This is a genomic window from Nocardiopsis xinjiangensis YIM 90004, from assembly GCF_000341145.1.
Taxonomy (GTDB): Bacteria; Actinomycetota; Actinomycetes; order Streptosporangiales; family Streptosporangiaceae; genus Nocardiopsis; species Nocardiopsis xinjiangensis.
The window spans coordinates 16,670-29,997 of the sequence record NZ_ANBE01000026.1 but is presented as its reverse complement, the minus strand read 5'-3'; the positions used below and the strand labels follow the sequence as shown (position 1 = coordinate 29,997).

12 protein-coding genes are annotated in these 13,328 nt (G+C 70.3%); 5 read left to right on the top strand and 7 right to left on the bottom strand.

From position 1 onward, the window contains the following. Positions 1–99: 99 nt before the first annotated feature. Positions 100–450 carry a hypothetical protein gene (locus tag D473_RS0113015; protein ID WP_017609505.1) on the top strand — a complete coding sequence of 117 codons (351 nt, stop codon included), beginning with the start codon at positions 100–102 and terminating at the stop codon, positions 448–450. A gap of 67 nt (positions 451–517) precedes the next feature. On the opposite strand, the gene D473_RS0113010 is transcribed toward D473_RS0113015, so the two are convergent. Next, entirely contained in the window at positions 518–1,438 is a 921-nt protein-coding gene (locus D473_RS0113010; protein WP_017609504.1) for an alpha/beta fold hydrolase, read from the bottom strand. A gap of 84 nt (positions 1,439–1,522) precedes the next feature. On the opposite strand from D473_RS0113010, the gene D473_RS0113005 reads away from it, so the two are divergent. Beyond that, the gene (locus tag D473_RS0113005; protein WP_017609503.1) at positions 1,523–2,215 is read left to right on the top strand and encodes a TetR/AcrR family transcriptional regulator; all 693 of its coding nucleotides are present in this window, start codon (positions 1,523–1,525) and stop codon (positions 2,213–2,215) included. 204 nt (positions 2,216–2,419) lie between these two features. Further along, positions 2,420–3,406, top strand: a complete 987-nt coding sequence (locus D473_RS0113000) for a hypothetical protein (RefSeq protein WP_017609502.1) — start codon at positions 2,420–2,422, stop codon at positions 3,404–3,406. Between the two features lie 101 nt (positions 3,407–3,507). Here the strand turns inward: D473_RS0113000 and ilvD are convergent, their stop codons facing one another. The 4 genes from ilvD to D473_RS0112980 all read right to left on the bottom strand — a co-directional run bounded on the left by ilvD (position 3,508) and on the right by D473_RS0112980 (position 7,406). Beyond that, complete coding sequence (gene ilvD / locus D473_RS0112995; protein WP_017609501.1) at positions 3,508–5,238, bottom strand: dihydroxy-acid dehydratase; 1,731 nt, start codon at positions 5,236–5,238, stop codon at positions 3,508–3,510. Positions 5,239–5,440: 202 nt separating this feature from the next. After that, positions 5,441–6,208 (bottom strand): MBL fold metallo-hydrolase, encoded by a 768-nt coding sequence (locus D473_RS0112990; protein ID WP_017609500.1) that lies wholly within the window; start codon positions 6,206–6,208, stop codon positions 5,441–5,443. A gap of 110 nt (positions 6,209–6,318) precedes the next feature. Beyond that, the gene (gene fdxA / locus D473_RS0112985; protein ID WP_017609499.1) at positions 6,319–6,687 is read right to left on the bottom strand and encodes a ferredoxin; all 369 of its coding nucleotides are present in this window, start codon (positions 6,685–6,687) and stop codon (positions 6,319–6,321) included. A 131-nt stretch (positions 6,688–6,818) separates the two neighbouring features. Next, a complete protein-coding gene (locus D473_RS0112980; protein ID WP_017609498.1) occupies positions 6,819–7,406 on the bottom strand; it encodes a protoglobin domain-containing protein in 588 nt (195 codons plus the stop codon). 125 nt (positions 7,407–7,531) lie between these two features. Between D473_RS0112980 and D473_RS0112975 the strand changes: the two genes are divergently transcribed. Both D473_RS0112975 and D473_RS0112970 read left to right on the top strand, forming a co-directional pair. Continuing rightward, positions 7,532–7,969 carry an HXXEE domain-containing protein gene (locus D473_RS0112975; protein WP_152436835.1) on the top strand — a complete coding sequence of 146 codons (438 nt, stop codon included), beginning with the start codon at positions 7,532–7,534 and terminating at the stop codon, positions 7,967–7,969. 446 nt (positions 7,970–8,415) lie between these two features. After that, positions 8,416–11,448, top strand: coding sequence for a BTAD domain-containing putative transcriptional regulator (locus D473_RS0112970; protein ID WP_017609496.1), 3,033 nt, complete (start codon positions 8,416–8,418; stop codon positions 11,446–11,448). Here the strand turns inward: D473_RS0112970 and D473_RS0112965 are convergent. Continuing rightward, complete coding sequence (locus D473_RS0112965) at positions 11,406–12,074, bottom strand: response regulator transcription factor (protein ID WP_017609495.1); 669 nt, start codon at positions 12,072–12,074, stop codon at positions 11,406–11,408. The genes D473_RS0112970 and D473_RS0112965 overlap by 43 nt on opposite strands. Further along, on the bottom strand, positions 12,062–13,288 hold the full coding sequence (locus D473_RS0112960; protein ID WP_026126893.1) for a sensor histidine kinase: 1,227 nt from the start codon (positions 13,286–13,288) through the stop codon (positions 12,062–12,064). The genes D473_RS0112965 and D473_RS0112960 overlap by 13 nt, the downstream gene beginning before the upstream one ends. Positions 13,289–13,328: the final 40 nt, after the last annotated feature.

Here is a 13,328-nt window from a genome sequence, read left to right as displayed (position 1 = left end):
CACATGAAAGAGGGCTCAGAAGACGCGCCAACGTCTCCTGAGCCCCACACAAACCCTGAATCCCAAGCCAGACCAAAGACATAGAAAGCAGGATCGGCCATGCATCCTACCCCTCAGCCCCGCACCGCGCAGTCGGCCCACACCACGCCCCCTCCCGCGCAGCCCGGCGACCTCCCCGGCACCTCGTGTCCCACGTGCGCGCACAGCACCTGCCGCACCCACCGGGCCCAGTCCCTGCCCCGGCTCGGCGGGCACCGCGCCGAGTTCTCCACCGAGCACCACAACGCCGCCGTGCTCCAAGCCCGCCACCGGGGGCTGATCATCTTCTACGGGGAAGCCACCCAGTCCTACTGGGTCGCCTCCGCTGCCGGCCTGACCGAGGCCCGCACCTGGGACGAGCTTCTCGCTCTCCTCTGGGCCCTGAGCCCGCGCACCCAACCTCCGGTCTGAGACGAGCTCCGGGCTGTCCGGCCTCGGCCGGACAGCCCGGCTGAGAGGTGTCCCCACCCGGAGGGCGTCACCGCGACTCGGCCCGCCTCGTGGATCCCTCCGCAAGGGCGCGTACCTCTTCGGCGACGGTCGCCCACACCGGTGCGGGGATGTCGTGGCCGACGCCGGGAAGGGCGACCAGACGCGCACCGGGAACACGTGAGGCGATCGCGGCGGCCGCGCGCGGCTTGAGCAGCGGGTCGTCCTGGCCGTGCAGCACCAGCGTGGGCGCCGTGATCGCGCTGATCGCCGGGCCGTGCCACTGGGCGCCGATCTGGCGGCTCTGCGCGCGGGTGTCGCGGGTGCCGGAGTCGGCGAGGTGTTCGGCCTGCGCGCGTGCCTGCTGTTCGTCGAAGGGCTGTGCGGGCGAGGCACAGAACCGGGAGATGGCCAGACTCGCCTGGATGGTGCCTTCCCTGGTGTCGGGGTGCTTCATCCGGCTGAGCCGGGCGAGCGCCGGGAGGTGGATGTAGCGCAGGGTACGCAGCCCTGCCGCGTCCCCGGGGACCGCCGACATCGAGGTCAGGGTCCGCACACGGTCGGGGTGGCGCACCGCGACACGTTGTGCCACGGCGCCGCCGAGCGACATGCCGAACAGGTGCGCGGACTTCCACCCGAGTGCGTCCAGGACGGCGACGGCGTCGTCGGCCATGTCCTCGGCCGTGTACGCCTCGCCGCGTCTGCCCAACAGGGCGGTCACGGGCAGACGGGTGCTCGTCGGGGGCAGGTGCGTCGACTCGCCGGCGTCGCGCTGGTCGTAGCGGGCCACCGCGAAGCCGTGCTCGGACAGGGTCCGGCACAGACCGTCCGGCCACCACGCCCTGTTGACCCCGAGTCCCATGAACAGCAGGAGCGGCTCACCGTCACCCGTGCCGGCCCAGGTGTCGAAGGCCAGTCGAACGTTTCCGTTGCGTGCCCAACGGGTGGGGGTCCACAGCTGTGGGTCCATGGTTCCGCCTTTCAAGATACTGCGATCGGTGTTCGCAATATTAGGGTAGAGGAAGAGCCGCAACAGGGGAAGACAGGGGAGCCGGTGGCAGAGGAACCGACAGCCGTGTGGAGCCGCCCCGAACGAGGAGAACGCGGACCCGCACCGGGGCGCAGCCGAAGCCAGATCACCGCCGCCGCGATCGAACTGGCCGACGAGGGCGGCCTCGCGGCGGTGTCCATGCGGCAGGTGGCCAAGCGGTTGGGTACCGGCCCGGCCTCGCTCTACCGCTACGTCACCACCCGGGACGAGCTCCTCGCCCTCATGGCCGACGCCACCGCAGGGGAGATCGACCTCGGCGACCCGCTCAGCGGGGACCCCGTCGAGGACCTGCTCACGCTCGCGAAGCGCGCGAAACAGGTTCACCTGCGCCACCCGTGGCTGCTCGACCTGCCCACCGAGCCCACGGTGGGACCCCGGGGCATGGACTACCTCGAGCAGGCGCTGCGCGCGCTGGCGCCCGCCCCGCTGTCCCCACCGGCCCGGCTGGAGACCATCGGACTGCTCAACGGGCTGGTGACCCTGTTCGCCCGCACCGAGCTACGACGACGGAGTTCGCCCGCCGACCCACAGCTCGCGCACACCTCCTACCTGGCCACCGCCGCGACCGAGGAACACCACCCGTTCATCACGGCCGCTCTGGCGGGCAGCCCCGGCGCCGAAACGGAACAGGACACCCACACCTTGTTCGAACGGATGGTGCGCCGCGTGCTCGCCGGACTCATCGAGATCCCCTAGCGCGGGGGCCGGGAGCGCTCAAGGGAGCGTCCACTTGTGGAGCATGCTGCCCTCCCCGGCCGCGAAGACGCCGCCGCCATCGGCGGTGAAGACCACCGATCCGACCTCTCCCTCGTGCCCGGTCAGGGTGGACCGTCTCCCGCGTTGTCCACAGGCCGAGGTTCACACCTGTGCGAGCTGAGAGCTTGCGATCATCCTTGAGCCATGGATGTGCCGGCAGTCCCCTCCCCTCCCGTCCGGGGCGACCACCCCGATACCCCTTTCCTCAACGCCCTGGCGATCGCCGACGAGCAGCACGGGGTGATCAGCGGACACCAGGCCAGGTACGCAGGGCTCAGCCACAGCGACCTTCGCGGTCTCAAGCGCAACGGCACCCTGGGCCACCCCTACACCGGGGTCTACTCCGTGCGTTCACTCGTGGACCGCTCCGACACCGACGGTTTCCTTCGCACGTCGGTCATGGCCGCACAGTTGGCGTTGGGGCCGCGTTCTTTCGCGGGGGCGGAGACGGCTGCACACCTCTGGGGCATGCAGGGGCTGCCGCGCTGGGACGGGCACACGGTGCACATGGTCGTTCCCGGTCCCGGAACGAAGCGGCACCGCCCCCACATCACGTTGCACACTTGGGAGATCGCCCCGGGAGAGACCACCACGCTCGACGGCCTCCTGCGGGTGACCACGCCCGGGCGGAGCCTGTGCGACACCCTTCTGGGGGTGGACCGGGAGACCGCCGTGTGCCTCATGGACTCAGCGCTCAACCAGGCCCTCGTCCGCGAGGAAGACCTCGAGGCTCTGGCCCTGGCCAACCGGAACCGCAAGGGGTGCGTACGCACATACCCTTGGTGGTTCCTGGCGGACGGTCGGGCCGAGAGCCCGTTGGAGACCAGGGTGCGTTTGGCCTGTACGGACGCGGGGTTCCCACCCACCGGCCTCCAGCATCGCTTCGTGGACGGTTCCGGTCGGCTCATCGCTGTGGCCGACCTGTGGTGGGAGGATCTGCGGCTCCTCGGTGAAGCGGACGGTCTCGGACCGCACAGCCGACCTGAGATGCTGGCCAGGGACCGCACACGCCAGAACGCCCTTCAGTTGCACTACCCGGAGGTGCGCATCGTCCGGTTCACCTGGCAGGACCTGGCTCGGCCCGCCTACATCACCTCGGTCCTGGCACGGGCCGCCGGGCGAGGTTGTTAGTGCTAGTACAGGCACCAGAAAACGTTTTCAGTGCCCACAAGAGCACTAACAACCTGAAGCCGGCGCGGCCGCCACATCGCGCCGGCCGCGCCCCTACAGCCTCAGTACGTGATGGCGCCGGTGGAGGCGGAACGCACCAGCTTCGTGTACTTGCCGAGCACACCCTCCGGGAACTCGTTGGGCAGAGGCTCCCAACCGTCCCGCCGTGCCTCGAGCTCCTCCGCGTCGACGTGGAGATCGATGGTGCGCCCACCGATGTCGACACTGATGCCGTCCCCGTCGCGGACGAACGCGATGGCTCCGCCGTCGACCGCCTCCGGGGCGAGGTGGCCCACGCACAGGCCCGTCGTGCCGCCGGAGAAGCGCCCGTCGGTCAGCAACAGCACGTCCTGGCCCAGGCCCGCGCCCTTGATCGCCGCGGTGATGGCCAGCATCTCCCGCATGCCGGGGCCGCCCTTGGGCCCCTCGTAGCGGATCACCACGACATCGCCCTTGTGGATCTCTCCGGCGCTGAGCGCGTCCAACGCCGCCTGCTCGCGTTCGAACACACGCGCCGGGCCCGTGAAGACCTCGGTGTCGAAACCGGCGCTCTTGACCACAGCGCCCTCCGGTGCGAGCGAGCCCCGCAGGACGGTGAGGCCGCCGGTGGGGTGGAGAGGGTCGTCGAGGCCGCGCAGGACGGTGCCGTCGATGGGGTCCGGCTCCAGTTCCTGGAGGTTCTCCGCGACCGTCCGGCCCGTGACGGTGAGGGCGTCACCGTGCAGGAGCCCCGCGTCCAGGAGCGCCTTCATCAACACGGGCACGCCGCCCACCTGGTCGACGTCCTTCATCACGTGCTTGCCGAACGGCTTGAGGTCGCCGATGTGCGGCACACGGTCACCGATGCGGTTGAAGTCGTCGAGCTCGAGGTCGACCTTGGCCTCGTGGGCGATGGCGAGCAGGTGCAGGACGGCGTTGGTGGAACCGCCCAGCGCCATGACCACGGTGATGGCGTTCTCGAACGCCTTCCTCGTCATGATGTCGCGCGCGGAGATGCCCTGCTCGAGCATGTTGACCACCGCCTCGCCGGACCGGTGCGCGTCGTGGTCACGGCGCCGGTCGGCGGAGGGGGGCGAGGTCGAACCGGGAAGGCTCATCCCCATCGCCTCGGAGATCGAGGCCATCGTGTTGGCGGTGAACATGCCACCGCAGGCACCCTCACCGGGGCAGATGGCACGTTCGACCCGGTCGAGGTCGGCCTCGCTCATCCTTCCGGACTTGCAGGCACCCACACCCTCGAAGGCGTCGATGAGGGTCACGTCCTTCTCCGTGCCGTCGGACAGCTTCACCCACCCGGGCGCGATGGTGCCCGCGTACATGAAGACGGAGGCCAGGTCCAGGCGTGCGGCCGCCATGAGCATGCCCGGCAGCGACTTGTCGCAGCCCGCGAGCAGGACCGAACCGTCCAGTCGCTCGGCCTGCATGACCGTCTCGACGGAGTCGGCGATCACCTCACGCGAGACCAGGGAGAAGTGCATGCCCTTGTGGCCCATGGAGATGCCGTCGGAGACGGAGATCGTGCCGAACTCCAGGGGGTAACCGCCACCGGCGTGCACGCCGCTCTTCGACGCGCGGGCCAGACGGTCCAGGGAGAGGTTGCAGGGGGTGATCTCGTTCCACGAACTGGCCACACCGATGATCGGTTTGTCCCAGTCGCCGTCGCCCATACCGACGGCGCGGAGCATGCCGCGGGCGGGGGCGGCCTCGACACCGTCGGTGACGGTGCGGCTGCGCGGTTTCGGATCGATGGCCATAGCGGTACCTCGCATGGGGTCGTCGGCGAACTGATGCATGGTTCTCCTGCCCGGGCAGGACCCGGTTCCGTCCGGAACCGGGTGTCGGGCGGGAGCGGGCGCTGGTCGGCGTGCGGCTGGGAGAACACGGCCGGGCGTCGCACACCCAGCCTGCCAGCGGACCCGGCGTGCCTCGTGCTCGGACTCTCCCATGCCTCGTGAGGGCAACACCAACTGCGCACGGGTCTGCAAAGGGCGCCAGTCAGCGTTGCCGGCCCCGGTACCCCTGTGGCGCGTGGGCGCGGGCGGCGTCGACGGCCTTCGCGACGGGGCCGCGCCACACCGGGCCGTGGCCGGGCACGACGGTGTCGGCGCCGAGTCCGCGCAGCGCGTCGAGGGCGGCAAGGCTCGCGCGGGTGTCGTGGGTGAAGAACGCCGGCAGGAGCTGGGGGCCGCTGTGGCCGCTGAGCGGGTGTGCGGTGATGAGGGCGTCGCCGGTGAGGACGGTGCCCGCGTCGGCGAGTTCGTAGGCGGTGTGGCCCGAGGTGTGGCCGGGGCAGGGGACCGGGCTCGGCCGTCCGGGCAGGTCCAGGGGCCCAGGCCCGGGGAAGGGCACCGCTTCGGGGATGCGGACGTGGGTGCGGGCCCCGGCGCGGGCGACGGTGAGCGCCCACCGGGCGAAGCGGGGGCGCCAGCTGCGGGAGACCACGTCCCAGGTGCTCGCCTGCTCGTGTTTCTCGCCGCGCAGCAGCGCAACCTCGTCCGGATGCGCGTACACGGGGGCGGGGTGGCGGCGCAGGAGTTCTGGCAGGGCGCCGATGTGGTCGACGTGGGCGTGGGTGATGAGAACACCGCGGAGGTCCTCGATCCGGTGCCCGAGCTGTTCGACCGAGGCCAGGAGGAGACCGAGGTCGCGGGGGTAGCCGGCGTCCACGAGAGTGAGGTCGCGGCCCTCGCGCAGGAGGATCCAGTTCACCGCCGTCCCCCGGACGAGGAAGACGTCATCGGTGATTCGGTGTATCCGGTCCATCGGGCCTCCGAGCGCAACAGGGGTTCTGGGTCTCCGGCAGGCTTCCCGCCGCTGCCTGCTTGTGAACCGGTACGGGCGTGCGTGGTTTTTCTCCGCGGCTGCGGCCCGGGTCAGGTGCTGTCCTCGGCTCCTCGACGTGCGCCTTGCGGGGGCAGTCCCGCCACCATCGGCGTATCCACTCCGACCACGCCGACCCTCGAGGCGCCGCCGGGCGAACCCAACGGGCCCGTGCGGCCGGGCAGGGGTTGGGTGAAGAACTCCTCGTTGTCGGCCAGGTAGGCCCCGAACTCCGTGGGCAGGTCGTCCTCGTAGTAGATGGCCTCGACCGGGCACACCGGTTCGCAGGCGCCGCAGTCGATGCATTCCTCGGGTTGGATGTAGAGCATCCGGTCGCCTTCGTAGATGCAGTCGACCGGACACTCGTCCACACAAGAGCGGTCCAACACGTCCACACACGGTTGGGCGATCACGTAGGTCATCTCCCGAATTCTATGTCCCTCGGCTTTTCACGGCTTTTCTCGGAAGTAAAAGGAGGGCATTCGGTCGGGGAAATGCCGTGGCTGTGATCGGTCCGTGCGGCCCGGGCGGGGCCCGGGCCGCTGACCACGCTCTACCAGTCGCCGTCGCGCACGTACGGGCGCGACCACAGCGCCACGTGCAGGGTCACCGCCTTGAACCAGGCCTGGTGCATCGCCTCCACCTGCTCGGCGCCGTGCCCCTTCTGGGCCAGGAAGCCCCGCATGGTGGCGGTGATGGGATAGATGAAGGCGATGATGTAGCGCAGCGGGATGTTGTCGACCGAGTCCGCGTCGTCGGTAGTGTTCTTCTTCTCGTGGGTGTGGCGCTGGGCGATCTCTTCCTGGTAATCCAACCAAGGCTGGTCGTAGGGGCGCCGGCACGTGTCGAGGATCCACTGGCCGAACCGCGGCCGCACCCGGTCCAGGTACCCCTGGACCGGTTCCCCGCCGGGCGTGGAGAAGTAGGCCACCAGATGGGGATGGTCGGCGACGAACCCGTACCAGACGTCGAGCACGTCATCGACCTGGTCCTCGAGCACGTCCCCCGCCAGCCGTAGCGCCTGTTCGTCCTCGCCGGTGAACATCACGGTGGCCTTGAGCCGGTCCAGCTCTTGCGTGTGGACCGGTGACGCGGCTGTGTCGTTGCCGGCGTAGGTGTAACCGGGGATGGATTCGCTCATTGCTCTGCCCCTCCGTGCGTGTGAACTCCCCCTGGAAGGGCCAGAGTAGAAGCGGCCCGAACCCGTACGGAGGACAAACACCCGCCGAGGTGGTCCCGGTCTGCACCTGCCCGGACACCGGGGGCATGTGGACGGGGCACAACGTCGAAGAGGGCGCGTTCGGCCTCTACCGGTGGCTTGCCGCGCAACCGTGGTTTCCCACCCAGGCCCTCCAACTGAGCGACGGACAGTTCACGGCCGCGTTCGTCATCGTGACCGTGGCCGTGGGGGTCCTCGCCGTGGTTTCGGTGTTCCTGCCGCCTCGGTGGAGCACCGAGGCCCTCTCGGCGGTCTTCTACGCGCTGATCGTCAACGCCGCCGGCCACGTCATGGTCAGCTTCGTGACGTGGAGTCCCATGCCGAGGGTGGCCACGAGCGTGCTCGTGCTGCTGCCGGTGAGCATCGTCGTGCTCCGGCGCCTGCCCGCCACACGGTGGACGACGGTATCGGTGGTCGGGACCGTGCTCCTCGCACTCATCCTTCTGTTCGGCGCTCTCTTGTCGGCTCAATACCTGCCCCTGTGAGGCCCGAGCCGACCGTAGGGACGGGTGGAGAACACGGGGCGGATGGTGTCCGCCCCGTGCCCGACAACCGGTGGTGGGAGAGCGCGCTCTGGAAGATGAGGGCCTTGTCGGCGTTGCTGATTCTCCGGTTGATTCATGAGGATTCTGTATCGCATGATTCAGAAATTGACTTCTGTTGTATATGTCCGATCCGTGTGCTGTTTCCCCCGCGGTTCCGGGATGCGCAGTTCGCCGTATGTACAGGGACCGGTGCGGACGAGGCCGCCTGCGCCACTGGTGGACAGCGGCGGGCAACGGGCAGGCAGCGCGCGGGCACGGAAAGCACGCCCCCGGATTTGTGGGTTCGCCGACTGCTCTGGCAGATTGACCGGGTGCGCGTGTGCATGCTGGGCCCCCTCCAGATCCGGGACGAGAAGGGCGATGCCCTACCGCTCGGAGGACGGCGCATGTCCGTTCTCCTGGCACGGCTGGCCCTGTCCCCGGGCCGGGCGGTGTCCGTGGACACGCTCATCGACGACCTGTGGGACAGCGCTCCCCCCGAGGGCGGCGCGGACACTCTGCGCCGCCTCGCCTCACGCGCCCGGACCCGGCTGGGCGAACACGGCCTGAGGATCGGCCCCCATGCCCAACGCGGCGGCTACCTCCTGGACCTGCCGGCCGAAGAGGTCGACGCCTTGCACTTCGAACACCTCGTCGCCGACGGCGCCCGGCTGCTCAGGGCGCACGCCCCCGACCGCGCGGAAGGGCTGCTGAACGAGGCGTTGGCGCTGTGGCGGGGAGCCCCCCTGAGCGGTGTGGAGGCCGAGTTCGCCCGCAGAGAAGTACCGCGCCTGGAAGAGCTCAGGACCGCGGCCGCCGAGGACCGCGCCGACGCCGTCTCGCGCACGGGCGATCCCACCGGGACCATTCCCGAACTCCGCGCCCTGTGCTCGGCCCATCCCACCCGGGAACGCTGCCACGGTCTGCTCATGCGGGTCCTGCACGAGAGCGGGCAGAGCAGCGCGGCCCTGACCGTTCACGAGGACCTACGGCGCACCCTGGCCGAGGAGCTGGGCGCCGACCCGGCCCCGTGGATCGGTGAACTCCACGGTCAGATCCTGCGTGATCACGCCCCGGCACGGACCTCGGAGTGGACCAACCCCTACCTGACCCGCTTCTTCGGGCGGGCCGAGGAACTCGCCGCCATCGGCACGCTCATGGAACGCACCCGCCTGGTGACCCTGCTCGGCCCAGGAGGGGTGGGCAAGACCCGGCTGGCCGCCGAGTACACCGCCCGAGCCGCTGCGCACCTGCGAGTGCGCTTCGCCGAGTTGGGGCCCCTGCGTGGGGACGACAGCCTGATCGAGGCCGTCGCCGCCATGCTGGGCACGGGCGAGGCCCTCCTGGCGCCCCCCGGCCACGACAGGTTCACCCGGTTGGTCTCGGCCCTGTCGGCCGCCCCCACCCTGCTGGTCCTGGACAACTGCGAACACCTGGCCGACGAGGCCGCCGCCCTCGTGCACCGTCTGCTCACCCGATGCCCGGATCTGCAGATCCTGACCACCAGCCGCGAGCCCCTGGCGACCGACGGCGAGGCCCTGCTCCGTGTCGAGCCCCTGCACGTGCCCGAGGAAGACGGAGGAGAGGCCGTGGCGATGTTCACCGAACTGGCCTCCCTGGCCCGGCCCGGGTTCACCGTCGGTGCCGACAACGCCTCCGTGGTGATCGAGATCTGCCGCCGGCTGGACGGGCTCCCCCTGGGCATCGAACTGGCCGCCGCGCGCACCCGCTCGATGACGGTGCAGCAGATCGCCCACCACCTCGACGAACGCTTCCGGCTCCTGTCGGGCACACGGCGCGCCGCCAACGCCCGCCACCGGACCCTGCGAGCCGTCCTGGACTGGACCTGGGACCTGTTGACCGACCAGGAGCGGCTGATGGCGCGCCGTCTGTCGGTGTTGCCGGGCGGTGCCACCGTCGACACCGCCCGGGCCGTGTGCGCCGCGGAGAGCGTGTCCGGGGACGAGGTGCCGTACCTGCTGTCCTCCCTCACCGACAAGTCCCTGCTCTCGGTCACCGAACCGCGCCCGGGGGAGCCGCGGTACCGCCTGTTGGAGACCGCACGGGTCTACCTGGCCGAACGCCTGCGTGATGCCGGTGAGGAGACACGTACGCGGAACGCGGCCGCCGACCACGCCGCCGCCCTGGCCGAGGACGCCGCCGAGATGCTGCTCGGCCGCGACCAACCGCGCGGGTTGGAGATCCTCGACAGCGAGCACGACAACCTCCTGGAAAGCCTGCGCCACGCCTGTGGTGACGGGGATCCGGACCGGGCGGTGCGGATCACCGCGGCCTCGAGCTGGTACTGGATCATCCGGGGCCGCTACGAGGAGGCCGGACGCTGGTACGAGGAACTCGACCGTCACCAGGGGGTCCACGGACCGACCACCCGGATGCTCGCGGACGCGGTGCGTTCGATCCTGCCCCGGCCCGAGACCGCCGGCCCCTCGCAAGCCGGCACCCGCACCGGGCCGGCGGTCCCCGACGCCGCCGCGCTGGCGGCGCACCCACCGTTGGCGATGATCACCCCCAAGCACCGTCTGCTGCAGGACGACCACGAGGGGGTGCGGGCCGACGCCGAGACCGCCCTGGCCCACCCTCATCCCTGGGTGCGGGCCGCGGGCCGGGCCACCTCCGCGCTGGCCGTCGAGGCCGCCGGGGACGCGGCCGGGGCCGAGCGCGACATCCAGGTCGCGGCGGAGGCCTTCTGGGAACTGGGGGACGCGTGGACGAGCGCGCAGCTGATCGCCGCCTCAGCGGGGTTCCGTTCCGCGCGCGGCGACGTGGACGGTGCGGTCGCCGACCTCAGGAGAGCCCTGGAACTGAAGCGTTCGTTGGGCGCCTCCGAGCACTTCACCCTCATCCTGATCCGGTTGGGCGACGAGCTCGCCCGGGCCGGGAACACCACCGAGGCCGAGGAAACCTTCCGCGAGGTCCTGGACACCACGGAGGCCCCCACCGTCGAACACCGCATCCTGTGTCTGGTCGGCCTGGCGGACCTGGCGCTGCTCCGAGAACAGCCCGGGGCCGCACGCGAGCTGCTCACGCGGGCCCGGAACCTGATGTCGGGCCCCCTGGCCGACCCGGACTACCTACGAGTGGTGCTGCTGCGCCAGGAGGGAATGCTCGCCCTGGCCGAGAACGAGACGGAGCGGGCCCGAGAGAGGGCGCTCCGAGCGTGGGAGTCCGCCCGCCTGCTCGGGGTGCCCGACGTCCGCGCGCAAACGGCCGAACTGGTGGCCGGCGCCCTGGGGCAGGCGGAGGACCCGGCGGGTGCGGCACGCGCGCTCGGTACCGCCACCCGCCTGCGGGGACGGCGCGACCACGGCAATCCCAGGGTGCGTTCGCTGGTGCGTGAACTGGCCGGGAAGATGGGTGAGGAAGGGTTCGCACGCGCCTACGCCGAGGGCGCCTCAGGTGCCGTGCCGCTCCCCAAGTAGGCCAGCACCGCTTGGACACGGCGATGCCCGCTGCCTTCCTGGGTGAGCCCGAGCTTGGTGAAGACCGAACCGATGTGTTTGCCCACCGCGGGTGTGGACAGCCCGAGCAACTCGCGGATGCGCGTGTTGCCGTGGCCTTCGGCCATGAGCCCGAGCACCTGGAGCTCCCTGGGGGTCAGCGACCCCAACGGGTCCCCGCTACTGGGGCCGCGCATCAGGTGGGAGACCACCTCCGGGTCCAGCGCAACCCCGCCACGGGTGACCCGCTCGAGCGCCTCCGCGAACTCGGCGACGTCACCGACCCGGTCCTTGAGGAGATAGCCGACGGCCCGGCTGTCGGAGAGCAGTTCGGCGGCGTAACCCTCCTCGACATGGGCCGACAACACCAGTACCGGAAAGCCCGGGCTCTGTTGGCGGAGCCGGATCGCGGCCTCCAACCCCTCGCGGCGGAAATCGGGCGGCAGACGGATGTCGAGGACGGCCGCATCGGGCCGGTGCTCGTCGAAGAGCGCCCAGAACTCCGCGATGTCCCGGGCAGCTCCGACGACGTCGAACCCCTCCGTCTCCAGAAGCAGGACGAGTCCTTGGCGCAGGAGCGCGTCGTCCTCGGCGATCAGAACGCGCACGGCAGTTTCACCTCTATCGTGGTCGGCCCGCCCGGCGGGCTGATGATCCGGGTCCGTCCCTCGAAAGCCGCCACCCGCTGACGGATTCCGGACAGCCCGCTTCCCTGTTGTTCATCGGCGCCGCCCCGCCCGTCGTCGGTGACCTCGATGCCGATCTCACCGTCGTGCTCACCGACCACCACGTGCGCGCGGGAGGCCCCGGAGTGTTTGGTGATGTTGGTCAGCGCCTCGGTGACCACGAAGTAGGCGGCCGTCTCCACCGCTGCGGGCAGCCGGGACAGCTCCGACACGTCCACCGAGCAGTCCACGGTCGAGCGCGAGGCCAGGGAGGACAACGCCGTGGCCAAGCCCTGGTCGGCCAGGATGGGCGGATAGATACTGCGCACGACACCGCGCAGCTCACCGAGCGCCTCTTCGGCGGCGCCCTTGGCGACCGCGACGAGTTCCCGGGCACGTTCGGGATCCTCGGCCAGCAGGCGTTCGACCAGGCCCAGATGCATACGGACCGCGACCAGCCGGTTCTGGGTCCCGTCGTGCAGGTCGCGCTCGATCCGGCGCAGCTCCAGGCCGTGCGCTTCCAGGGCCGTCTGCCTCAGCGCGGTGACCTCCGCGATCCGGGTCCTGAGCCTGCCTCTGTTCGTGCCGAGCAGCATCTTGTGGGCCAGCAGGGCGTGGCCGTCCGCCAGGCGCGGGACGCAGACCACGAACAGGGCGAGATAGACCAGGGCCACGATCGGGGTGAGCAGTGCCGCGGGCCAGGAGTCCACCGGATAGCCGCCGGGGCTGACCGCTATTTCCGGGGGCAGCATCCACCACCACAGCGGACAGGTCAGGGAAACAACGACACCCACAGCCAGGACGAACATCACGAGCGCGCAGGCCAGGCCGGCCAGGGAATGGGCGACCATCCAGCACAGCGAGACCCGGAATTCCACTCGGTGGGATGGTGGTCCTTCGCGGTCGGAGTCCCGGTCCAAGTGCGCGCGAGCCAGTCGAAGGTCCTTCTCGGTGCTCTGTTCGAGCAGCCTCTTCATCCGTTCGAGCAGCGAAGCGCCGACAAGGAGGACGACCAGTACATGGGTCAGCAGGAATCCGCCCGACAACGCCCAGGAGCGCAAGGCTCCCGCCCCCGCCGACGCGGTGTAGCGCGCTCCACGGGCCGTGTGTTCCAGTGCCGTCCGGTGTTGATGCAGGAGTTCACCCGCGTGCGTCAAAGGAAAATCCCCGGAAATCTGTGAGGGGCCAATTCCGGGT

Bases quoted from the DNA above. Each gene is read 5' to 3' on its own strand.
- D473_RS0113015 (WP_017609505.1), top strand. From the start codon at position 100: ATGCATCCTACCCCTCAGCCCCGCACCGCGCAGTCGGCCCACACCACG.
- D473_RS0113010 (WP_017609504.1), bottom strand. From the start codon at position 1,438: ATGGACCCACAGCTGTGGACCCCCACCCGTTGGGCACGCAACGGAAAC.
- D473_RS0113000 (WP_017609502.1), top strand. From the start codon at position 2,420: ATGGATGTGCCGGCAGTCCCCTCCCCTCCCGTCCGGGGCGACCACCCC.
- ilvD (WP_017609501.1), bottom strand. From the start codon at position 5,238: ATGCATCAGTTCGCCGACGACCCCATGCGAGGTACCGCTATGGCCATC.
- D473_RS0112990 (WP_017609500.1), bottom strand. From the start codon at position 6,208: ATGGACCGGATACACCGAATCACCGATGACGTCTTCCTCGTCCGGGGG.
- fdxA (WP_017609499.1), bottom strand. From the start codon at position 6,687: ATGACCTACGTGATCGCCCAACCGTGTGTGGACGTGTTGGACCGCTCT.
- D473_RS0112980 (WP_017609498.1), bottom strand. From the start codon at position 7,406: ATGAGCGAATCCATCCCCGGTTACACCTACGCCGGCAACGACACAGCC.
- D473_RS0112975 (WP_152436835.1), top strand. From the start codon at position 7,532: ATGTGGACGGGGCACAACGTCGAAGAGGGCGCGTTCGGCCTCTACCGG.
- D473_RS0112970 (WP_017609496.1), top strand. From the start codon at position 8,416: ATGTCCGTTCTCCTGGCACGGCTGGCCCTGTCCCCGGGCCGGGCGGTG.